At 46.3% G+C, this 22,638-nt stretch carries 16 protein-coding genes; 11 read left to right on the forward strand and 5 right to left on the reverse strand.

Features of this window, described 5'->3' with window-relative positions:
- Positions 1–3: 3 nt before the first annotated feature.
- The 8 genes from citX (at position 4) to sspB (ending at position 7,213) form a co-directional block, all read left to right on the forward strand.
- Positions 4–543, forward strand: a complete 540-nt coding sequence (gene citX, locus YWE_RS0126005; protein WP_036017181.1) for a citrate lyase holo-[acyl-carrier protein] synthase — start codon at positions 4–6, stop codon at positions 541–543.
- The gene (gene citG / locus YWE_RS0126010) at positions 527–1,444 is read left to right on the forward strand and encodes a triphosphoribosyl-dephospho-CoA synthase CitG (protein WP_099044303.1); all 918 of its coding nucleotides are present in this window, start codon (positions 527–529) and stop codon (positions 1,442–1,444) included. The genes citX and citG overlap by 17 nt, the downstream gene beginning before the upstream one ends.
- Before the next feature lie 21 nt (positions 1,445–1,465).
- Positions 1,466–2,605 (forward strand): 2-methylaconitate cis-trans isomerase PrpF family protein, encoded by a 1,140-nt coding sequence (locus YWE_RS0126015; RefSeq protein WP_036017184.1) that lies wholly within the window; start codon positions 1,466–1,468, stop codon positions 2,603–2,605.
- 427 nt (positions 2,606–3,032) lie between these two features.
- Positions 3,033–4,466 carry an anion permease gene (locus YWE_RS0126020; protein WP_029097062.1) on the forward strand — a complete coding sequence of 478 codons (1,434 nt, stop codon included), beginning with the start codon at positions 3,033–3,035 and terminating at the stop codon, positions 4,464–4,466.
- Between the two features lie 431 nt (positions 4,467–4,897).
- Positions 4,898–5,326 carry a 50S ribosomal protein L13 gene (gene rplM / locus YWE_RS0126025; RefSeq protein ID WP_029097063.1) on the forward strand — a complete coding sequence of 143 codons (429 nt, stop codon included), beginning with the start codon at positions 4,898–4,900 and terminating at the stop codon, positions 5,324–5,326.
- Positions 5,327–5,341: 15 nt separating this feature from the next.
- On the forward strand, positions 5,342–5,734 hold the full coding sequence (rpsI, locus tag YWE_RS0126030) for a 30S ribosomal protein S9 (protein WP_029097064.1): 393 nt from the start codon (positions 5,342–5,344) through the stop codon (positions 5,732–5,734).
- 322 nt (positions 5,735–6,056) lie between these two features.
- The gene (sspA, locus tag YWE_RS0126035; protein WP_029097065.1) at positions 6,057–6,698 is read left to right on the forward strand and encodes a stringent starvation protein SspA; all 642 of its coding nucleotides are present in this window, start codon (positions 6,057–6,059) and stop codon (positions 6,696–6,698) included.
- Positions 6,699–6,718: 20 nt separating this feature from the next.
- Complete coding sequence (gene sspB, locus YWE_RS0126040) at positions 6,719–7,213, forward strand: ClpXP protease specificity-enhancing factor (protein WP_428829313.1); 495 nt, start codon at positions 6,719–6,721, stop codon at positions 7,211–7,213.
- A gap of 92 nt (positions 7,214–7,305) precedes the next feature.
- Here the strand turns inward: sspB and dsbI are convergent, their stop codons facing one another.
- The 3 genes from dsbI to YWE_RS0126055 all read right to left on the reverse strand — a co-directional run bounded on the left by dsbI (position 7,306) and on the right by YWE_RS0126055 (position 10,556).
- On the reverse strand, positions 7,306–7,986 hold the full coding sequence (gene dsbI, locus YWE_RS0126045; protein ID WP_029097067.1) for a protein-disulfide oxidoreductase DsbI: 681 nt from the start codon (positions 7,984–7,986) through the stop codon (positions 7,306–7,308).
- Positions 7,987–7,998: 12 nt separating this feature from the next.
- The gene (locus tag YWE_RS0126050; RefSeq protein WP_029097068.1) at positions 7,999–8,661 is read right to left on the reverse strand and encodes a thiol:disulfide interchange protein DsbA/DsbL; all 663 of its coding nucleotides are present in this window, start codon (positions 8,659–8,661) and stop codon (positions 7,999–8,001) included.
- 98 nt (positions 8,662–8,759) lie between these two features.
- Positions 8,760–10,556 carry an aryl-sulfate sulfotransferase gene (locus YWE_RS0126055; RefSeq protein WP_029097069.1) on the reverse strand — a complete coding sequence of 599 codons (1,797 nt, stop codon included), beginning with the start codon at positions 10,554–10,556 and terminating at the stop codon, positions 8,760–8,762.
- A 523-nt stretch (positions 10,557–11,079) separates the two neighbouring features.
- Between YWE_RS0126055 and YWE_RS28825 the strand changes: the two genes are divergently transcribed.
- Positions 11,080–12,063, forward strand: coding sequence for a LysR family transcriptional regulator (locus tag YWE_RS28825; protein WP_051323603.1), 984 nt, complete (start codon positions 11,080–11,082; stop codon positions 12,061–12,063).
- Between the two features lie 80 nt (positions 12,064–12,143).
- Here the strand turns inward: YWE_RS28825 and YWE_RS0126065 are convergent, their stop codons facing one another.
- Together YWE_RS0126065 and gltB are read right to left on the reverse strand one after the other, a co-directional pair.
- Positions 12,144–13,562: a glutamate synthase small subunit gene (locus YWE_RS0126065; protein WP_029097070.1), complete on the reverse strand. Its 1,419-nt coding sequence runs from the start codon at positions 13,560–13,562 to the stop codon at positions 12,144–12,146.
- Between the two features lie 14 nt (positions 13,563–13,576).
- Complete coding sequence (gene gltB / locus YWE_RS0126070) at positions 13,577–18,040, reverse strand: glutamate synthase large subunit (protein WP_029097071.1); 4,464 nt, start codon at positions 18,038–18,040, stop codon at positions 13,577–13,579.
- 881 nt (positions 18,041–18,921) lie between these two features.
- Here gltB and mnmL point away from each other — a divergent pair.
- Positions 18,922–19,842 (forward strand): tRNA modification radical SAM protein MnmL/YtqA, encoded by a 921-nt coding sequence (gene mnmL / locus YWE_RS0126075; protein WP_029097072.1) that lies wholly within the window; start codon positions 18,922–18,924, stop codon positions 19,840–19,842.
- Positions 19,843–20,108: 266 nt separating this feature from the next.
- A complete protein-coding gene (arcB, locus tag YWE_RS0126080; protein WP_029097073.1) occupies positions 20,109–22,448 on the forward strand; it encodes an aerobic respiration two-component sensor histidine kinase ArcB in 2,340 nt (779 codons plus the stop codon).
- The last annotated feature ends 190 nt before the right edge of the window (positions 22,449–22,638 follow it).

The following is a 22,638-nucleotide window of genomic DNA, read 5'->3' on the forward strand; positions in this document are numbered from 1 at the left end:
ATTATGCTGCTTCCCCCGGAACGGGCTACCAATCATAAAGTGACGCTGCACGAGATTCTTTTTAGCAGGGAATCCCGACAGCAGCGTCAGCACCTTTGGCGAGCCAATCATCAATCAACGATTATTTCTTTGACGATGGTGGTTCCGGGGGAAGTTAAAGACAGCGTCTTGTCTCGCAAAGCGTTTAATCAGGCCTGGAGTGAGATCAATCAACTTTGTCATCAGCAAGGCTGGGCAATTGAAAGTAGCGAAGTGTTTAATTTACCGACCGGGCCGGAAGGGTTATTAGCTATCCGGCAACCGGCGCAGGTAGTTAAACAAGCTTGTGTCGTTCTTGAGCAAAATAATGCATTGGGCCGACTGTGGGACATCGATGTTATCGGTGAACAGGGCATTATTTCCCGCAGAGATATTGGCATGCCGTCACGTAAATGTTTTATCTGCGATCTGGATGCCCGAATTTGTGCCCGTCAGCGGACGCATTCTATTCAGGCGCTACATGATGCAATGGAGGCTTTGTTTAATCATGCTGACATCATTTGATTCTGATAGCGCCACATTCAGGTTAGAAATACACCGGCTGCCATGGGTCACTCGTTATGCCCGACTGGCTAAGAATGCCATGCTGAATGAAGTGAACCTGACTCCGAAGCCCGGTTTAGTGGATACGCACAATAGCGGAGCTCATAAAGATATGGACCTGACGGATTTTTATCGCAGCTCTGAAGCGATAAGCATCTGGATTCCTTATTTTATTGAATACGGTATGACCACACATTTACAACCTGCCAGCGATATTCTGTATGGAATTCGCCCGCTAGGTCTGGCCTGTGAAGCCTCTATGTATAAGGCCACATCAGGCGTAAATACCCATAAAGGCACGGTTTTCTCTTTAGGCCTTGTGGCGACGGCGATTGGGCGTTTGGTCTCTAGTCAAAAAGCAGTTACCCAGCAGGCCGTTTGCCGGGAAGTTGCCGCAATAAGCCGGGGTTTAGTCGCGCGCGAGCTGGAAGCTAATAACCAAGGGCAGACCGCTGGCCAGCGATTATTCCGTGAGTTTGGTCTTTCTGGCGCAAGAGGGGAAGCCGAGTCGGGTTTTCAGTCTGTTTTGCAGGTGTCATTACCGGTTTATCAACGGTTGATTGCGCAGGGAATTTCCCAAGATCGGGCCTTACTTCAAGCGCTATTAAGTTTAATGGCGGTAAATGGCGATACCAATGTTGCCTCGCGTGGCGGCATTGAGGGATTGATTTGGTTACAGGAAAGCGCCCAAAAGTTTTTAACCGCTGGCGGTGTGTTTCAGTCGGACTACATCACAAAGCTACAGGCGCTTGATCGCCAGTGTATCGGGCTTAATTTAAGCCCGGGTGGCAGCGCTGACCTATTAATTGTTACTTGGTTTTTGGCTCAATTACCTGAAGGCCAACATAAGAATGTTAATTAACTATTGATATAGGTATTCATCATGCAAAGTATTCCGTGTTTTTGGATGCGTGGCGGAACCAGTAAGGCAGGTAGCTTTATTGAGTCTGACCTTCCCGAGAGTATTGTTGAACAGAACAATATTTTATGCCGCGTATATGGTAGCGATGACCCGACAGGCCGTCAGATTAATGGGATGGGCGGGGGAACTTCAACAACCAGTAAGGCGATGATTGTTGGTAAACGTTCGAACGAAGTGAACGGTATTAATTACACTTTTTGTCAGGTTGATGTGTCAGCTAATCAGGTTGATCGCAAAGGTAACTGCGGCAATATCTCTTCAGCCGTCGGACCGTTCGCCATAGAAGCCGGCCTGGTTGATGAAATTACAGAGCCGGTTACTCAAGTTAGAATCTTTAATACCAATACCAATAAAACCATTGTGTCTCACGTTCCGGTAAAAAACGGAAAGGTTGTTTATAACGGCGATTTTTCAATTTCAGGCGTTCCGGGAACCGGTGCCAGAATACGGTTAGACTTCCTGTCTCCGGGGGGAGCCGTTACCGGAAAGTTATTACCGACCGGCAATGTAAAAGATTTAATTGCGGTACCGGGATACGGAACCGTTGAAGTATCTATCGTCGATGCCGCTAACCCGCTGGTATTTGTCAGGGCGGCAGACCTCGGAATCACCGGGCAAGAAATGCCAAAGGATATCGATGGTAATGCAGAACTACTCAACCATATGTTAGCCATCAGAGAGGCGGCAGCCGTGCTTATCGGTCTGGCTAAAAATAGGGAAGATGCAAAAATAAATAGCCAGGCGGTACCTAAGTTTTGTTTTATTTCGCCTGCTGATGATTATATTAGCCTTCCCGGAGAGAAGGTGGCTAAGCAGGATATTGATTTACAGGCAAGAATGTTATCTATGGGTAAGTTACATCCGGTGTTAGCTATCACTGGCGGCATTTGCATTGGGGTTGCGGCCAAGATTCCGGGAACCTTAGTTAATGAAGTTGTTGGGCATGCCGCCGAGAAAGACGAGTTAAATATTGGTCACTGTAGTGGGGTTCTGTCGGTTGGCGCTAAAGTGAATATCCATGACGGTGATATTCAGGTCGAGAACGGGACGGTTTATCGTACGGCCAGAGTGCTGATGAAAGGGAATGTTGAGCTTAATTAAGAAATAGGTTTCTTATTTTTCATCACCGTTATAAATTTTAATGTTAAAAATAATGCTAGTTTTTATCAGAGATGACGTTGCTTTATATTTAAAGTAATGGCTGAGCTTTTTTTGGTGCTTATTAAAACCTTGGTAAGCACCCTTTTTTTATCAATTAATTGGCTATTGGCTAATAAGGTTTAAAAGAATAATAAAAAACATTAAATTTATAATTTCTATTCATCCTACATCACATAATTATATATTTATTGGGTGCATTATCTGAAATCACTAGAGATAGATAACTGAGTCTATTTAACTGGATGCCACAAACATAAAATATAAATATATCTGGTGCTGGAATAATTTTTATACCGAATTTTAATGCTTATATCTGAATGATAAGCATTGACGCCATTCTGTTTTTGTCTTAAGGAGAATGTAAGTAATGAGTAAAGATAAGATGTTGAAATTGTTACTATTATTAGCAATTCCGATAATAGTAGCATTAATTCCAACACCGGCAGGATTACCGCAGATAGCTTGGCTATTATTCGGTTTATATTTGTCGGCTATTGTTGGTTTAGTGTTAAAACCTTATTCCGAGCCGGTTATATTATTAGGCACAATAGCAGCGTCTGCCGTTGTGATTGGTAATTTTGGTGGTGATGCAATAAAGGTTTCTGAAGTACTTAAAGGTTATTCTTCTGGTACAACATGGTTAGTATTTGCCGCGTTTACCTTAAGTGCTGCCTTTGTTATTACCGGATTAGGAAAACGTATTTCTTACATTCTGATTGGCAAATTGGGTAATACTACGCTCGGTTTAGGTTATGTAACGGCCATTCTGGATTTATTAATTGCGCCGGCAACGCCGTCAAATACCGCACGTGCTGGTGGTATTGTTTTCCCCATCATTAACAGTGTTTCAGTGGCTTTAGGTTCAGATCCAAACGAAAGTCCGCGTAAAGCAGGCCATTATTTAATGGTTAACATATATATGGTAACTAAAACTACCAGCTATATGTTCCTGACGGCAATGGCGCCGAATGCGTTAGCGCTTGAGATGATGTCGAAGATCTTAAATATTCAGATCAGTTGGGCCGGCTGGGCATTGGCTGCCGCAGTACCAGGACTGATTATGTTGGCACTGACTCCGTACATTATCTATAAAATGTATCCGCCGGAGTTAAAGAAGGTTGATAATAAAAAGATTGCCGTTGAAGGTCTGAAAGCGCTTGGACCGATGACATTGCGCGAGAAGCTACTTGGTGTGATTTTCTGTTTGGCCCTGTTAGGCTGGGTTGGCGCTGATTTCCTTAATATTGATGCATCAACCGTTGCTATTTGCGTTATGGCTGTAACATTGGTGCTTGGCGTTGTGACTTGGGACGACGTCCTGAAGAACAAAGGCGGCTGGAATACTCTGATTTGGTACGGCGGTATTATCGGTATGTCCGGTGTACTGACCAAAGCAGGGTTCTTCAAGTGGTTAGCGATCGTTCTCGGTGACAACTTATCCTTCGGTGACCACGCAATGGTTGCGCTGTTTGTGATTATGTTTATCAGCGTGGCAATTCGTTATCTGTTTGCTTCCGGCGGTGCATACGTTGCTGCAATGGTGCCGGTGTTTGCTACCGTTGGCCTAGTCGCTGGTGCACCTCCTATGCTGTTGGCATTAGGCTTACTGTTCTCGAACTCCTACGGCGGTGCATTAACCCATTATGGTGGTGCTGCAGCTCCAATCGTGTTCGGTGCCGGTTATAACGATATCCGCTCTTGGTGGATTATCGGAGGGGTTATGGCCTTCCTAAGCCTGTTCGTTCATATGACTATCGGCCTCGGCTGGTGGGAGATGTTAATCAGCATGGGTATTATCTAAGCATTTAGGATAATTCTCTCTGTGATACAGCGATGCGCCCGAGAGCATATTTAAGTTCTCGGGCGTATTTTTTATATCAAGAGTGGTTGAACGTTTTGTGTTAGCCTTGGTGATTATTGATAGTTTGACTGGTTTTCTTCCTATTTATAGGTGAATTGCCCCTAGAATTCAGGGTAAGCGCTTATCTCTTGAGCTAAATCGTTAATAAATGGTTTTAGCTGCAAAAACAGGTCGATCTTTGAGGCCGACTTCCCTATAATCTTGCGACCCCACGTTACAACAAAGTTTTTTTCCCAAAAACTTTATGGTGCCGGCATTGACTGCTCGAAGGGGTAGGTTTGCTGGACTCGATGGTCGTGTGAGCCTCAATAATGTTTCTTAACGTTTTGGTGTTCGCCAACGTGTAACTTTAGATTGGGTAAGTTATTTAAATGAAAACTTTTTCAGCTAAGCCAGAAACAGTAAAACGTGACTGGTATGTTGTAGATGCGACTGGCAAAACGCTGGGCCGCCTCGCTACTGAACTGGCTCGTCGCCTGCGCGGCAAGCATAAAGCGGAATATACTCCGCACGTTGATACTGGTGATTACATCATCGTTCTGAACGCAGAAAAAGTTGCTGTAACCGGCAACAAGCGTTCTGACAAGATTTATTACCATCACACCGGTTTTGTCGGTGGTATCAAACAAGCGACCTTTGAAGAGATGATTGCCCGCCACCCTGAGCGCGTGATTGAGATCGCGGTAAAAGGCATGTTGCCTAAGGGCCCGCTGGGTCGTGCAATGTATCGTAAACTGAAGGTTTACGCAGGTACTGAGCACAACCATGCGGCACAGCAACCGCAAGTTCTGGACATTTAATCGGGATTATAGGCAATGGCAGAGAATCAATACTACGGCACTGGTCGCCGCAAAAGCTCTTCCGCACGCGTCTTTATTAAGCCGGGTAGCGGTAACATCGTTATTAACCAGCGTAGTCTGGATCAGTACTTCGGTCGTGAAACTGCCCGCATGGTAGTTCGTCAGCCGTTAGAACTAGTCGACATGGTTGGTAAATTTGACCTGTACATCACTGTTAAAGGTGGTGGTATTTCTGGTCAAGCTGGTGCTATCCGTCACGGTATTACACGTGCGCTGATGGAATACGACGAATCACTTCGTGCAGAACTGCGTAAAGCAGGATTTGTTACTCGTGATGCGCGTAAAGTTGAACGTAAGAAAGTCGGCCTGCGTAAAGCACGTCGTCGTCCTCAGTTCTCCAAGCGTTAATTTATTGCCTTTTTGGCAACACGTTAATGTCAAAAACCCGGTTTATACCGGGTTTTTTTATGTCACAAAGAATTAGCTAGAGTGCTTATAATTTATACAATGATAGTTGTTGAATCATAATAGTTGAATAAATCGTCAACACCCCCTGAACAAGATGGCTAAAATCTGCTAGACTAGCGGGCGCTTCTTATGTTTTATCGATTCAAATATTAAATCAGACTGTTCTGGTAATTCATTGTGGCAAGTAAAAAAATTAAGGTAGGTCGCTACTGTTGACGATCTCCCATCATTGGTCATTATTTAGATAAACTTGGAGGTTTTCATGGCTGTCGCTGCCAATAAACGTTCGGTCATGACGCTATTTTCCGGCCCAACTGACATTTTTAGTCATCAGGTTCGTATTGTTTTGGCTGAGAAAGGTGTGAGCGTCGAGATTGAACAGGTCGACATGGATAACCTGCCTCAGGATTTAGTTGATCTGAATCCTTATGGTTCCGTACCGACACTGGTTGACCGTGAACTGACGCTATACAAATCCCACATTATTATGGAGTATTTAGATGAGCGTTTTCCTCATCCTCCATTAATGCCGGTTTATCCAGTTGCTCGCGGAACTAGCCGTCTGATGATGCACCGTATCGAACAAGATTGGTATTCACTGTTGAATACCATCCTGACGGGTAACTCACAGGATGCAGAAGCTGCACGTAAACAACTACGTGAAGAGCTGTTAGCCGTTGCTCCGGTATTCAATGAAGCGCCTTACTTTATGAGTGAAGAGTTCAGCCTGGTTGATTGCTACTTAGCTCCACTGTTATGGCGCTTGCCGCAAATGGGCATTGAGCTTTCAGGTGCCGGTTCTAAAGAGCTTAAGCTTTATATGAATCGCGTGTTTGAGCGTGAAGCATTCCTGGCATCACTGACTGAAACTGAGCGTGAAATGCGCCTGCACATGAGAGGCTAAGGCTGATGGAGCCTACGCAAATGACACCGCGTCGCCCCTATCTGTTACGTGCTTTCTATGACTGGTTACTTGATAACCAGTTAACGCCTCATCTTGTTGTTGATGTTTCGGTTCCGGGTATTTCGGTCCCGATGGAATTTGCTCGTGATGGTCAGATTATTTTAAACATCGCCCCTCACGCCGTGGGTAATCTTGAACTGGGTAATGATGAAGTTCGCTTTAGTGCTCGCTTCGCAGGTATTCCTCGTCAGGTTCAAGTCCCTATGGCGGCGGTTATGGCCATTTACGCCCGAGAAAACGGTTCTGGCACCATGTTTGAGCCTGAGTCAGATTATCTGGACAGGGATGAAGATTTTGTTGAATCACCGGATGACGAGGCGGCAGATAAGCATGAGTCATCTATTCATTTAGTTTCGTCAGAAGAAGTTGAAGCTGCGGAACCTTCTGATGATAATGGTGATGACGAACCTCCTCAACCGCCGCGTGGTCGCCCGGCGTTACGGGTAGTAAAGTAATAAACTGAGTGACATTAGCGTATAAAAAAGGCGGATATCTTATCCGCCTTTTTGTTGTTCACTATCCAGGACTAGCACCTGATACTAGCCAATTAGTGGCGGCCTCTGGAGAGTTTTATTCCCCAGGCAATGGTCATAACGATTAAAATAGCAAGGCATACCGCAAACGCTAAGAAGCAGGCCTGAGCCATATTCATAAACTTCCATGCCGGAATTAAATACCATCCCTCTGACTGTACATATAAATCGACAAACCACTGTTGAAAGCTACTCAGCGTTACGCTGTCCGGAACGATAGGGGCATCGTAACCACAATCTCCCGTTGGCTTAAACCATTCAGGTGACCACTCAGCCAGCGGCAGATTAAACGGAAAGGTTGGATCGGTAGAGCATCCCTGCACGCCAAACAGCGAATCGGGGTCTGGATTGTGTACGGCATGATGTATCCCGTTAAGTTTAATCGAGTAGCCTATTCCGATTATTGAGCCGTAAAATGCAGAGATACAGCCGATCAATTTCAATATGATATTTTTGGGATTAATTGCCGCAATCAGCCCGCCAATGACCATCACAAACATAGCGTAGCGAATATAAACACACTGTTCGCAGGGAGCCATATAAAGATAGATTTGGAAGAATGAGTGCGCGAGGATGATGAGTCCTCCCATAACAAATGCCATCAACAGCCATAGAAAACGCTGCTCTTGCCATCTGACCAGTGTATCAACCGGAGTGGTGCGTAAGTCTTTCCAGAGTCTGTTAAATAAGCCCATCATGTGCCACCTTTATTTGCCAGCCAGCTCTTTAACTAAGTCAGCCAATGAATCGATAGACTTGATGTTTTTGGTATAAATAAGATATTTGCCGTTAACTACGTAGGCCGGAACGCCTTGAATTTTTGCTACGTCGTAGCTGGCTTTCCATTGCTCATATATGGCTTGAACTTTGGGATCTTTCACCGCTTCATCAAACTGTGCTTTAGTCATGCCAACGGCGTCGAGACCCGTTTTAAGGAAATCGTCAGCCCCGCCATCCCAACGCTCTTTTTTGTCGTGATAAGCATTGTAATAAGCAAATTTCGCCTTTTTAAACAGTGATTTTTCGTCAATAAGAGGAACGCCAGCGGCTTGATCTTTAAGTATCAGAATGGCGAACAGTTCACTGGCTAACTTACCGTATTTGCCTTTAGTTTCTAAATGATAAGGCTCGAATGTAACGATGCCTTTGACTTTTTCAACTACCGGACCGGTTACGGATTTATCGTACTTATAGCAAAACGGGCAGTCATAGCTGAAAACTTTAATCAGGGTTTTTTCTGCGTTAGGAATGGGCTTTTCCAGAACCATATAGTCAGTGCCTTCAGTAAAAGCAGAAGCCATTAGTGAGGTTGCCAGCAGCGTTGAGCCCATCATCAGGTTAAGTAAGTTTTTAAACCATTTAGCGTTCATATCAGTTCCTTCAAGATGTTAATATTTTTTTATTATGCGGTTCAGGCTGAGGGGCTACCTGAACCGCGTTGACATATTTAATGTCAGTAATATGGCGATTACTTAAACAGGTTCTGAGGGCGAATGAGCACCGCGCGGTAATGTGGCTGATTGGCTTTATCTGACAGAATATCGATTTCGACTTTAACTTCTTTGGTCTTATAGTCGATCTCGTTTAGCTTACCGACAGTCGGTTGCCCAACGTCAAACAGATGAATCGAGCCACCAAAACCAAACATGGTGTCGCGGTCTTTTTGGTATTCAACAACCGATGTGATCGGGCTATACCAGTCGTAACCACGCTCTTTGCCGTACTCCCACAACTGCTGGACAGTCATGTTTTTCTCATCGATCTTATACTCGACATAACGGGTATATTTCATGGTTGGCAGAGCCGGTTGCTCTAAATAGCGGCCGTCACCGTTATCAAGAACGGTTAGCGTGCCTTTACTTGATAGCCAGGCGGTGTGCTGAGTGTAAGTGAAGTCGAAATCGGTATTTTCACATTGACCATTTTCATTACAGCTCAGCGCCTTACCATTGGTATCAACCGGTTTTAGCACTTTCTTCGCCAGCTTTTCATTCCAGCCTTTTGACGGCGCTAAAATCCATTTAACTTCTTTATCTCGGCCTATTTTGACCACGCCCTGATGGCGTGAAGAGAGAATGATTGAGTCATCTTTGCCGTCGTAAGCAATCGAGTTGACGTGCGCCCAGTTACGGCCCGGTCCAACGCCTAACGCATCTCCGTATGGCGTGTCAGGCTCAAGCTTCGCCTGTTGTCCTGCATGAGCCAGATCGACGTTGACGCATACCGCTCCGGCATCTAATGCACCTAATAGGCTATCGCGTAGTGGGTCGAGAATGATATTAAGATCCCATACGTCAAGTACTCGGCCGGATTTATCGACCTCAATGATATGGTCACGAATGGTATGAACGTGCAGGCCGTCATCGCGGGTATAGTTACGTTTTCCTACTCGCAGCAGCATTGTACCTTTCGATGTTTCCACTGACTCATGAGAGGCATCCAGAAATCCGCGCGGTAGCTTATGATTGACTAAAATCTGGCCCATCATATCGAATTCATACCAGTGCTGGCCTTGAACGGCAGTAAAGGTACCGCGCGGCGTTTCACGAATCCCCATTAAATAGCCGCGTTTATTAACATCCACGTCAAAGCCGTTATACAGGGCATCTTGATCCAGCCACCAACGGTATTCACCTTCGGTATCGACAATAAATGTATAAGGTGCAACGTCAAAAGGAAGTGCTCCTCCGGCCGGGCCTGCGTCTAGAATTCCGGCATTTTTATCTTTCTCGCCGTGCCAGTGCAGGTCGGAACCCTGTCCGGTAAACGTATGGGTATTGACTAAATAGAGACGGTCTTCAAATCCGGGGGCAACTTTAACAACCTGGGTTGTTTGCAGATCGCTCAGTGAGCGGTTATCCATATATTTATTAGCGATAGCGGAGGTTTTGACCAGGTACTCATCTTTTAGCTGTTTGCCGTTTTCTTTATATTCAACGGTCACTTTATTATCGTGTTTTTGATAGAGGCCAAAGATAGGTATACCGTCGTAGTTTTTAAGGGACTCAATACCGACAAGGTAACTTACCGGAACACCTTTATCGCCTTTGCCATGCACCGTGACTTTTACGTCAGAGATTTTATGTCCATTCAGCCCCACTAATGCAGTGAGGGGCGCGTTTCCGTATGGGTCAACAATAACTGAACCTAGGTTTCCAGCCGGCGGGGCCGGTTGAAATCCTGCCGACATGACGCTAAAGCTTGATAGGCCAAGCGTTAGTGCAATAGTCCCGGCAACCAGCGTTTTTCGAGTTCGACCAAACATAGTTATCTCCTGATTTGCAATGTTATATTTCGGTGTCTTAGGTATTCACATCTGTAGGTAATGTGGATTTCCTCTAACAATTTCGATTTAAAAATTTTTAAGTATTTCGATGAAATTACAGTTGCTTACTTATACTTGTGTTCGGTTTGTGTTCGGTGATTTTTAGCTTTATCGAGTAAATAGAACCATGTTAACTCCTTAGAGCAGGCTCTCATTTTCTGAATATGAAATAGCCTAAAATGGTTTTTCAGCCACGGTTAAGAGTGGTAATAAATAACCTACCTCCAAAGAATCGGATCCGTGTTTTTATAAAAAGAAAATAGCCAGTAAAATTATTTTGTCTGTTTTTTGTAAGTAAAAATCTCACCGTTAATTATTTTTTAAAGTTATAAAATAAGTAAAATCAATGTAATGAATCTATTTTGTCTAATATTTTCTGTTCTTGTTTTTTACATTTATTTACTTTTAATCGATAGTAGGTTATCTATTAAAAGAGATAAATACTCCTTTCCGGATAACTATTATGCGAAAAGTGGAAAACATTCCTCTCGACACGGAGTTGTTGGGGTTATTTCAGGCTTTGTCTGAAACTCAGTCTTTAACACTGGCGGCTAACCGTCAGGGTATGAGTCAGGCGGGGGCTAGCAGAGCGTTGTCAAAGTTACGTACTATTTTTAATGACAACTTGTTTAATAAATCAGGTTATGGAATGCAATCGACGTCGAGGGCAAAAGCCTTAGCGCCAAGAGTTATTGCGATATTGCATGAGTTAGAACGCTTAACTGAACCTGATGAATTTAAACCGGCGGGCTTGACCCGAACTTTATATATTGGTGCGGTTGATAACGGCGTATTTAGTATACTGTCTTGTGTCTTAAAAGAGTTATTCAGACAGGCTCCTAATGCCCGGCTGGAAATATTACCTATCGGCGATGATCTTTGTTCTAATCTGAAATATGGGCGAATGGATTTAGCCATATTTCCGTTATTAACCATGCCGCCGGATTTTCATGAGATAAATTTATTCGAGACCACTTATGCCTGCGTGGTACGCAAGGGGCATCCACTTTCTCATTATGCTGACAAAGGACAAGCGCCTACTTTTGAAGAAATTAATCAGTACCGGCGAATGCAAATTACGGTGCACGACGGTAAGCAAGAGCAGGGATATGCGATTGATGAAGGTGCTTATGCGCATCCGTTAGCGCAAGATATTGCAATGTCAGTACCTTATTTTCTTGCCGCCCCGTTTATTCTGGCGGAAACCGATTTCGTATTAACGCTTCCGAGACAGACCGCGCTGCGTTTTGCTGAACTTGCCCAACTGGTTGTTTTACCTTATCCGTGTGATTCAACCAGCTTTCACACCCGGCTTATCTGGCACCATCGTGTTCATTACGATCCGGCGATCCAGTGGCTGCGAGGGCTGTTTACTCAGTGTGCGGAAAAGATGGCAGAAAAACATAAGCAGCAGTTAGATAGAGAAACCGCCGTAGCACTAGAATAGACTTCGAGGTGGTGATGTCATAAAAAAAGCGGCCTGAGCAGGCCGCTTTAAACGATGGTAATCGGTCAGTAATTTAAACCTTATACTTCGAGATAGGTCATGATGCCTTCGGCGGCTTTACGTCCTTCAGCGATGGCAGTCACCACGAGATCTGAACCGCGAACGGCATCTCCTCCGGCAAAGATTTTAGGGTTACTGGTCTGATACTGAATCTCTGCATGAGAAGGGGCAGTAATTCTTCCCTGCTTATCCAGCGCCACTTCATGTTTGGCCAGCCACGGCATGCTATGAGGCTTAAAGCCAAAGGCCATAATCACTGCGTCAGCGTTTAGCGTATGTTCAGATCCGACAATAGCTTGAGGGCTACGACGGCCCTGAGCATCCGCAGAACCCAGCTCTGTACGCACGACTTTGACGCCGCTGACATTACCGGCTGCATTGATTTCAATGCTGACCGGCTGTAGGTTAAACAGAAACTCGACGCCTTCTTCCCGCGCATTTTTCACTTCACGGCGTGAGCCCGGCATGTTTTCTTCATCCCGGCGATAGGCGCAGCTGACCTGGGTAGCGCCCTGGCGGATAGCCGTTCTGACACAGTCCATTGCCGTATCACCGCCGCCTAAAACCACCACCCGCTTACCTTCAAGATTGATATAAGGTTGATCGTTACTTTCCTGATAGCCCATCAGATGCTTGGTATTAGCGATTAAGTAGGGCAGGGCATTAAAAACTCCCGGCGCTTGTTCATTGGCTAAACCTCCGGCCATCGATTGGTAGGTACCCACCCCTAAGAAGACGCTGTCAAACTCGGCCAGAAGATCGCTCATCTGAATATCCTGACCTATTTCAACATTCAGGCGGAATTCAATCCCCATATCGCTGAATATTTTGCGGCGCTTAACCATCACCTCTTTATCCAGTTTAAAAGAGGGGATACCAAAAGTCAGTAATCCGCCAATTTCAGGGTGACGATCGAAGACGACGGCCTGAACGCCATTACGGGCGAGTACATCGGCACAGGCCAGACCCGCAGGACCGGCACCAATAATGGCAACCCGTTTACCGGTTGGATGAACCTGCGACATATCCGGTTTCCAGCCCATCTCCAGCGCTTTATCGGTAATGTAGCGTTCAATATTCCCGATGGTTACCGCACCAAACTCATCATTTAAGGTACAGGAACCTTCACACAGGCGATCCTGAGGGCAAACCCGACCGCAGACCTCTGGCAGGCTGTTAGTCTGGTGAGCGAGGTCTGCAGCTTCCATAATCCGGCCTTCATTAGCCAGCTTCAGCCAGTTCGGAATGTAGTTATGTATCGGACACTTCCACTCACAGTAAGGATTGCCGCATGACAGGCAGCGATCGGCCTGAGATTTAGCCTGGGTATCCAAAAAGGGTTCATAGATTTCAATGAACTGAACCTTACGGATATTCAGCGGTTTCTTTGGCGGATCAACGCGCTGTAGGTCGATAAATTGATAAACATTTTCACTCATGGCTTATCTTCCTCTCACTGCGCCTGAATCCGCAACTCGGACGCAGAACGACTGCGGTGTCCGAGTAGCGCTTTGATATCGCTGGATTTTGGTTTGACTAAGGTAAATTTAGCTGCCCATTGTGACCAGTTTGCCAGAATCTCTTCGGCCCGGTCTGAACCGGTATTCTGGACGTGCTCGGTTAACAGTCCGCGTAAGTGCTCTTCATGAATTGCTAATTGATCAACGGCCAGTACCTCAACCAGTTCCGCGTTGACGCGCTTGCGGAACTCATTATCTTCATCAAGGACGTAGGCAAAGCCACCGGTCATACCGGCACCAAAGTTGATGCCTGTCCGGCCAAGAATACACACAATGCCGCCGGTCATATATTCGCAACCGTTATCGCCAATACCTTCAACCACGGTAATAGCGCCTGAGTTACGCACCGCAAAACGTTCACCTGCGCGGCCTGCTGCAAACAGTTTACCGCCGGTTGCACCATATAAGCAGGTGTTGCCGATAATAGTGGCTTCATGACTGCGGAAGGCTGAGCCAACCGGTGGCCGGATGATAATAGTTCCGCCCGCCATTCCTTTGCCAACGTAGTCATTTGCGTCGCCGGTCAGCGTGAGTTCAACTCCTCCCGCATTCCATACGCCAAAACTTTGGCCGGCGGTACCGGAGAAGTGAACTTTGATCGGATCGCTGGCTAAGCCTTGATCGCCATGTTTTTCGGCAATCGCGCCGGACAGCGATGCGCCAACGGAACGGTCAGTGTTGCGGATATCAAAGTAGAACGCCTTACTCTGCTTAGATTTAATATAAGGCAGCGCCTGAGTCAGCAGGCTGTGGTTCAGAATGCCTTTATCAAACGGTGGATTATTTTCAGTACAATACAGCGCCTTACCCGGATGTGGTTGAGCACAGGCTAACAGGCCGGAAAGATCCAGCCGATGCTGTTTAGCCGAGAACCCATCCAGCTCGGTTAACAGGTCGGTTCGGCCAATCAGGTCGATAAGCTGAGGTATGCCCAGTTCGGCCATAATCTGGCGGGTTTCCTGAGCAATAAAGTTGAAGTAGTTAATCACTCTTTCAGGCAGGCCGTGATAGTGGTCCGCCCGCAGTTTTTCATCCTGAGTTGCCACCCCGGTAGCACAGTTATTCAGATGGCAAATACGCAGGTATTTACAGCCCAGAGCAACCATAGGGCCGGTGCCGAAGCCGAAGCTTTCTGCCCCTAAAATGGCGGCTTTCACAATGTCTAAACCGGTTTTTAAGCCGCCGTCGACCTGTAGACGAATCTTATGGCGTAGGCCGTTAGCCACCAGTGCCTGTTGAGTTTCTGCCAGGCCCAGTTCCCACGGGCTTCCTGCATACTTCACTGAACTCAGCGGGCTGGCCCCGGTACCGCCGTCGTAGCCGGCAATGGTAATCAGGTCGGCATAAGCTTTAGCCACCCCGGTGGCAATGGTGCCGACACCGGGCTCTGAAACCAGTTTGACGGAAATCATCGCCTTATGGTTGACCTGCTTAAGGTCAAAAATCAGCTGGGCCAAGTCTTCGATAGAATAAATATCGTGATGAGGCGGTGGTGAAATTAAGGTCACGCCGGGAACCGAATAGCGCAGTTTGGCAATATACGGGGTGACTTTATCACCCGGTAGCTGGCCACCTTCGCCGGGTTTAGCGCCCTGAGCGACTTTAATCTGGATAACATCGGCATTAACCAAATAGGCTGGCGTAACGCCAAAGCGCCCTGATGCGACCTGCTTAATTCGCGATACTTTATTGGTTTTGTAACGTACAGGATCCTCGCCGCCTTCACCGGAATTAGAGCGCCCGCCAATGGTATTCATGGCAATTGCCAGTGACTCATGGGCATCCGGGCTTAAGGCCCCGATAGACATAGCGGCGGTATCAAAGCGGGTAAATAGCGATTCCGCTGATTCGACGGTGTCGATAGCAATAGCGTTAGCCGGATCTTGTGGTTTTAGCGCCAGTAAATCACGCAGGGTGGTCACCGGGCGATTATTCACCAGATCTGAGTAGATCTTATAATCTTTTTGATCGCCGCTTTTCACTGCGGTTTGTAATGTGGTCACCACGTCAGGGTTATAGGCGTGATATTCACCACCGTAGACAAACTTGAGTAAACCGCCTTGCTCTAACGTCTTGCGCTTTAACCATGCGCGCTTAGACAGATTTTGCAGATCCTGCTGGAAGTCACTAAAGTGGGCACCGCCGATTCGGCTGGTTGCACCTTTAAAGCATAATGCCATCAGCTCGGAGTGCAGCCCTACCGCTTCAAACAGCTGAGAGCAACGATAAGAAGCAACGGTCGATATGCCCATCTTGGACATAATCTTGTACAGGCCTTTATTGATACCGTTACGGTAGTTGAGCATAACGGTGCGCTGATTTTTCTCGATGACGTCAGCATCAACCATTTTAGCCAATGTCTCATAGGCTAAGTATGGATAGATAGCGGTGGCACCAAAGCCCAGTAAAACGGCGAAATGGTGCGGGTCTCTGGCGCTGGCAGTCTCAACAATAATGTTGGCATCGCAGCGTAGGTTACGTTCTACCAGACGGGTTTGCAGTGCGCCTACGGCCATTGGTGCCGGTATCGGTAAACGGTCGGGGGCGATATTACGATCGGATAGAACCAGCAATACCGTGCCCTGACGGACCTTGTTTTCCGCTTCATTGCACATGGCAATAATCGCGGCTTCAAGGTCGTATTTCTCCGGACTGTAAGTGATATCAATAGTATCAGCCCGATAGTGCTCAGCCTCTAAGGTGGTCAACTGTATAAAATCGGAATAGAGCAGAACCGGCGAGGTAAAGCTTAAGCGGTGAGCCTGTCCTTCAGCTTCGCAAAATACGTTCATCTCACGGCCAATATTGGTGGCCAAAGACATCACGTGTGCTTCACGCAATGGGTCGATTGGCGGGTTGGTCACCTGAGCAAACTGTTGGCGGAAATAGTCATAGATAATCCGCGGGCGGCTGGAGAGTACGGCAAACGGTGTATCGTCTCCCATTGAGCCGGTAGCTTCCTGACCCATTTCACCCAGAACTCGGATAACCTGCTCCAGCTCTTCATTGGTATAGGCAAACTGCTTCTGATAGGTTTCCAGTAAAGCGTCATTAAATTCACGGCTACCGACTTGGTCATCCGGCAGGTCTTCGAACGGTGTCAGGCTGCGAACGTTTTTTCCCATCCAGCTTAGATAAGGATGGCGGCTTTTTAAATCGTTATCCGTTTCGCTGGAGTGAAGGATTTTTCCCATACGGGTATCAATCACCATCAGTTCGCCCGGGCCGACCCGGCCTTTTTCGACGACTTCATCGGGCTGATAATCCCAGATACCGACTTCGGAGGCGCAGGTAATCAGTTTATCTTTGGTAATAACATAGCGGGCAGGGCGCAGTCCGTTGCGGTCAAGGTTACAGGCTGCGTAGCGGCCATCAGACATGACTATGCCGGCAGGGCCATCCCAGGGCTCCATATGCATGGAGTTAAAATCAAAGAAGGCTCGCAGTTCTTCATCCATATCCGGATTGTTCTGCCATGCCGGCGGAACTAGCAGGCGCATCGCCCGTACTAAGTCCATGCCGCCGCTGAGGAACAGTTCCAGCATGTTATCTAAGGAGCTTGAGTCAGAACCGGTCTCATTGACGAACGGAGATGCATCCTGCAGATCGGGGATCAGCGGCGTTTTAAATTTATAAGAGCGGGCTCTGGCCCATTGACGGTTACCCGTAATGGTATTGATTTCACCGTTATGCGCTAAGTAGCGGAAAGGCTGAGCTAACTGCCAGCGCGGAACCGTGTTAGTAGAGAAACGCTGGTGGAATAGGCAGATAGATGATTCTAAACGTAAGTCGGCCAGGTCGAGATAGAAACGAGGCAGGTCAACGGGCATACACAGCCCTTTATAGATACTGACAACGTTTGACAGGCTACAGACGTAGAAGGTGTCATCCAGTACGCGTTTTTCAATACGGCGGCGCGCCATAAATAGGCGGCGTTCCATATCTAATGAACGCCAGCCCGCCGGGGCGTTAACAAAAATTTGTTCAATACGCGGCAGGGATGACAGGGCTATTTCACCCAGCATATCCGGGTTGGTCGGTACTTCACGCCAGCCGATAATCGACAGGGTTTCCCGCTGTAACTCTTCTTCAACAATTTTACGACTGGCTTCAGCTTCTTGCTTATCCTGACTTAAAAACAGCATGCCAACGGCATAGTTTTTTGCCAGTCTCCAGCCTTGCTCTTCGGCGACCAGGCGAAAGAATCGGTCAGGTTTTTGTAGCAATAGGCCGCAGCCGTCACCGGTTTTTCCATCGGATAGAATAGCGCCGCGGTGTTGCATTCGTGACAGCCCATGAATCGCTGTTCTGACGACTTTATGACTCGGCTCGCCTTCTATATGAGCGATAAGGCCAAAGCCACAGTTATCACGTTCTTTCGACGCGTCGTATAGCATAATATTGCTCCCAATTGCCCCGGTTTATTCGCCAATTAGACCCGTCATATTTCAAGCTGTAGGTGCGTTGCCTGCCTGCACCTCGAATTATTTTGGGTATATCACTGTTGTAAATTTTATTATTTTCTTAAAGCATCAGTATCTGCGAGAGGCTTACGGGCACCGTTCACCCACGCGGATATGTCGCGTTAACGCTTTCAATCATTATCCAAAAATTAACTAGTTCAGAGAGGAGTGTATTAGTGCGATATATTCCCATCATACTTCAAGCTGCATCTTTGTTGGCTGCGCTCGCTCAGCCGAATCACTTACCTGAGTAAGCTCATCGGGACTCGCTTTCTTGCCGCCGCGATGCAACTCGAATTATTTTGGGCATACATGATGCACAGCTTCTGACTATAAGAGATCCCTTGAATGTCCAACTTATATATAAAGAGAATTAAGGTCAAATATGAGCCAAAAAGTATGGGTATTGTTGATTTTTAAATTAACATATTGAAATTAATGATTTTTAATCAATATTTTTCACTAAAGGATTCATTTTTTGCTGGTATAAAATGTGAGCTAAGTCACTATGTTATCGGGGCTGAATTATGTTCATGTTCTTTGAATTTTGATAAGTACAGGGAGATATTCTGAGTTTTATTCTATATTTGAAGTTTAATGGTGTTATTTGTTGTGAATATGTTATCAGTCAGTAGCTCCTAAGTATAAAAAGAAATCATAAACTCTGCGGGATCTTCATTTTGCCTAATACCGACGAGTTATTTGTCCCCTCGCCCTGAATTAGCTTGATCTCAGTCACCCTGTGTTAAGGTGGTTACCGTTAGTCTTAACTTCCTAATTTATGTTCAGCGAATGGAAAAATAGTCAGAGTAAGCATGCAATTACATCAACGGGTCAATATGTTCGGTGCAGATTTGCAACGCCGGTACGGTGAGAAAATTCATAAGCTGACGCTGCATGGTGGTTTTGATTGCCCGAACAGAGACGGCACTTTAGGCCGGGGTGGCTGCACTTTTTGCAATGTCGCTTCCTTTTCAGATGAGCACAAGCAGTATCAGCCGATTGCCGAACAGCTTATTCAACAGGCTGAGCGAGCCGATCGGGCTAAACGCTATTTAGCCTACTTTCAGGCCTATACCAGTACCTATGCTGAGGTCAGCCTGCTGCGTAATATGTATCAGCAGGCGCTAACGCAGGCGGATATCGTTGGTATTTGTATCGGAACTCGACCAGATTGTGTACCTGATGCGGTGTTGGATCTGCTGTCAGCATATGACCAACAAGGCTATGAAGTATGGTTAGAGCTGGGGTTGCAGAGCGCCAGTGACCGAACGTTGAAAAAGATTAACCGGGGCCATGATTTTGCCTGCTATCAAACGGCGGTTAAAGCGGCGCGGCGGCGCGGTATTAAAGTATGTACGCATCTGATTGTCGGTTTACCGGATGAGACCAGGGAAACCAATCTGTCTACTTTAGAGCAGGTGATTGATTGCGGCGTTGATGGACTAAAACTTCATCCGTTGCATATTGTCGACGGTAGCATTATGGCTAAAGCGTGGCAGGCCGGGCGTTTAGCTGAACTCTCATTAGATGACTATATTCATACTGCGGGTGAGTTGATCAGGCATACACCGGTAGATGTTATATATCATCGGGTTTCGGCTACAGCTAAAAGGCCGGTTTTATTGGCTCCATTATGGTGTGAGAATCACTGGACGGCGATGAATGAAATAGATAAGAACTTAGTGTGTTTCGGCGCACAGGGCGCGGCCTTGGGGCAGGTTTTTATTCCGTAGCTGTCAGCGTAAGTATGGCTTAACGGCAACGATATCCAGGCCTGTCATACCTCAAACTGCCTCTTTGTTGGCTATGTTCGCTATGCAATTTGAATTATTTTGGGTATATAAGATTCTGAATTAATTTAGTTTAGCTATATTATTTAATGTATATATTGTCTGTCCTTGATAAAGGATTCGTGTTTGTTCAGATTTAACATGCATTATTGTCTACTTGAGTCATATTTACGGTATTATTCAGGCGATAAAACCTTCCGGGAGTTACAATGAAGCAGTTGCGCAAACTAGCCCAATATTATGTAGACGTCATGGTTAAACTGGGCCTTGTACGCTTCTCTATTCTTTTAGCCTCCATTCTTATTGTTCTTGCCTTCACCGTTCAAATCTCAGTTACAGCCGCTTTACACGGTGAAATCGAACGTATCGATGTTATCCGGTCGGTTTTTTTTGGTTTACTGGTTACCCCGTGGGCGGTTTACTTTCTTTCGATTGTGGTCGAACAGCTTGAAGAGTCTCGCCAGCGCCTGGCCCGCTTGGTGAAAAAACTGCAGGAAATGCGCGATCGGGATTTAGAGCTCAACCATAAGCTGCAGCAAAATATTGAACGTCTCAACCAAGAAATTAATGAGCGTATCAAAGCCGAAGAGGCCAGAGAAAAAGCGATTGATGAGCTCCATATAGAAATTGCCCAGCGCCAGCAGGCGCAGATTGAATATGAACAACAGTCGGTTTTCCTCCGTTCCTTCCTTGATTCCTCTCCCGATCTGGTTTACTACCGCGATGAAAATGGCAAATTCTCCGGCTGTAACCGGGCAATGGAGTTACTGACCGGCAGAAGTGAAAAACAGCTGATCGGCCTGACGGCCAGTGATATTTATCCTACTGATGTTGCCGAGAAAGTGGTTGAAACCGACGACAAAGTGTTCCGCCATAATGTTTCTCTGACCTATGAACAGTGGCTGGTGTATCCGGATGGGCGCAAGGCCTGTTTTGAAGTGAGAAAAGTGCCGTTTTATGCCCTTGATGGTAAGCGACACGGGCTGATGGGTTTTGGTCGTGATATCACTGAGCGTAAGCGCTATCAAGATGCGTTAGAAAAAGCCAGCCGTGACAAGACGACCTTTATTTCGACCATCAGCCACGAGTTAAGAACCCCGCTTAATGGCATCGTCGGTCTTAGCCGCATTCTGTTGGATACTGAGTTAAATGATGAACAACTCAAATACTTAAGAACCATTTATGTCAGCGCAACCACGTTAGGTTATATTTTTAATGATGTGATTGAGCTCGATAAGCTAGAGCGCAGGAAAACCCAGCTAGACGTTAACCCGGTTGATTTCCTGGATTTCCTCTGTGATTTAGAAAATCTCTCAGGACTCTTAGTTGAGCCCAAAGGGCTGACGTTTACGCTCGAATATGAAAAAGATTTGCCTGCCTATATCCTGACTGATGGCACGCGCCTAAGACAGATTCTATGGAATCTGATTGGTAACGCGGTTAAATTTACCAGCCAGGGTGGGATCGTTGTGCGTATCAGGCGTGAAGGCGAAAGCCGGTTCTACTTTGACGTTGAAGACTCCGGCATAGGGATTCCGCCTGAAGAGATCGATAAGATTTTCGCCATGTATTATCAGGTTCCGAGTAAGCACGGCGGCCGACCGGCTACAGGTACCGGTATTGGATTGGCGATCTCCCGGCGCCTGGCTCAGGCGATGGGCGGCGATATTTTTGTTAAGAGTGAAGTGGGTAAAGGTACGCTATTTACCGTGTTCATCAATGCGCCGGTAGCGGTAAAAGAGATCCCTCAGAAAGAAGAGTCGCCTTCGGCCTCGTTAAAGGTTTTATTAGTTGAGGATATCGAGCTGAATGTTATTGTAGCTCGCTCGGTACTTGAAAAATTAGGGCATACTGTTGATGTCGCGATGACAGGAACTGCCGCTTTGGAGCTGTTTAAACCTCATCGCTATGACTTGGTTTTACTGGATATTCAACTGCCGGATATGACCGGGTTTGATATTGCTAAACAGCTTCGGGAAACTTTTGCAGCAGCTGAGTTACCGCCGTTGGTTGCCCTTACCGCCAATGTGTTAAAAGATAAGCAAGAATATTTAGATTCAGGGATGGATGATGTGTTAAGTAAGCCACTTTCAGTGCCTGACTTGACGGAAATAATAAAGAAAATCGGAAGCGCTCAGTCTAAAATTTTACCCAAATCACAGGAGCAAGGTGCTATGAAATCCAATGAGTCTATACTCGATTTAACAATGTTAGAGCAATACATGGAGCTAGTTGGCCCTCAGCTTATACTTCAGGGGCTGGCAATGTATGAACAGGTGATGCCTAGCTATCTGGCAGTATTAGAATCGAATATGACGGCTAAGGATCAAAAAGGCATCACTGAAGAAGCTCATAAAATTAAGGGCGCCTCAGGTTCAGTTGGTTTGCGTCATCTTCAGCAGCTGGCGCAACAAATTCAGACTCCGACTCTGCCTGCATGGTGGGATAACGTTGAAGACTGGATTGATGAATTGAAAGTTGAATGGCGTAACGATGTGAAGGTGCTGCATGATTGGGTTGAAGCCCAAGAGAAAAAAACAGTATCCTGACCTCATGCCCGTCAGTTAAGGGCAATCAATAAACTTAACACAATGATTAGTCTAGTTATCACTGAACTATCTCCCTCGTCACCCCGGCTTTCACTAGGATGACGAAGGAGTGGGTCACATAATATAGTCATGCGGCAGGCTGAAGAGTATGCCGCTTTGTTGTTCATAGCCTTCAGGATTATGATATGCC

The organism is Budvicia aquatica DSM 5075 = ATCC 35567 (assembly GCF_000427805.1).
GTDB classification, from domain to species: Bacteria; Pseudomonadota; Gammaproteobacteria; order Enterobacterales; family Enterobacteriaceae; genus Budvicia; species Budvicia aquatica.

Coding starts and splice junctions, on each gene's coding strand:
- citX (WP_036017181.1), top strand. CDS start 4: ATGCTGCTTCCCCCGGAACGGGCTACCAATCATAAAGTGACGCTGCAC.
- citG (WP_099044303.1), top strand. CDS start 527: ATGCTGACATCATTTGATTCTGATAGCGCCACATTCAGGTTAGAAATA.
- YWE_RS0126015 (WP_036017184.1), top strand. CDS start 1,466: ATGCAAAGTATTCCGTGTTTTTGGATGCGTGGCGGAACCAGTAAGGCA.
- YWE_RS0126020 (WP_029097062.1), top strand. CDS start 3,033: ATGAGTAAAGATAAGATGTTGAAATTGTTACTATTATTAGCAATTCCG.
- rplM (WP_029097063.1), top strand. CDS start 4,898: ATGAAAACTTTTTCAGCTAAGCCAGAAACAGTAAAACGTGACTGGTAT.
- rpsI (WP_029097064.1), top strand. CDS start 5,342: ATGGCAGAGAATCAATACTACGGCACTGGTCGCCGCAAAAGCTCTTCC.
- sspA (WP_029097065.1), top strand. CDS start 6,057: ATGGCTGTCGCTGCCAATAAACGTTCGGTCATGACGCTATTTTCCGGC.
- sspB (WP_428829313.1), top strand. CDS start 6,719: ATGACACCGCGTCGCCCCTATCTGTTACGTGCTTTCTATGACTGGTTA.
- dsbI (WP_029097067.1), bottom strand. CDS start 7,986: ATGGGCTTATTTAACAGACTCTGGAAAGACTTACGCACCACTCCGGTT.
- YWE_RS0126050 (WP_029097068.1), bottom strand. CDS start 8,661: ATGAACGCTAAATGGTTTAAAAACTTACTTAACCTGATGATGGGCTCA.
- YWE_RS0126055 (WP_029097069.1), bottom strand. CDS start 10,556: ATGTTTGGTCGAACTCGAAAAACGCTGGTTGCCGGGACTATTGCACTA.
- YWE_RS28825 (WP_051323603.1), top strand. CDS start 11,080: ATGCGAAAAGTGGAAAACATTCCTCTCGACACGGAGTTGTTGGGGTTA.
- YWE_RS0126065 (WP_029097070.1), bottom strand. CDS start 13,562: ATGAGTGAAAATGTTTATCAATTTATCGACCTACAGCGCGTTGATCCG.
- gltB (WP_029097071.1), bottom strand. CDS start 18,040: ATGCTATACGACGCGTCGAAAGAACGTGATAACTGTGGCTTTGGCCTT.
- mnmL (WP_029097072.1), top strand. CDS start 18,922: ATGCAATTACATCAACGGGTCAATATGTTCGGTGCAGATTTGCAACGC.
- arcB (WP_029097073.1), top strand. CDS start 20,109: ATGAAGCAGTTGCGCAAACTAGCCCAATATTATGTAGACGTCATGGTT.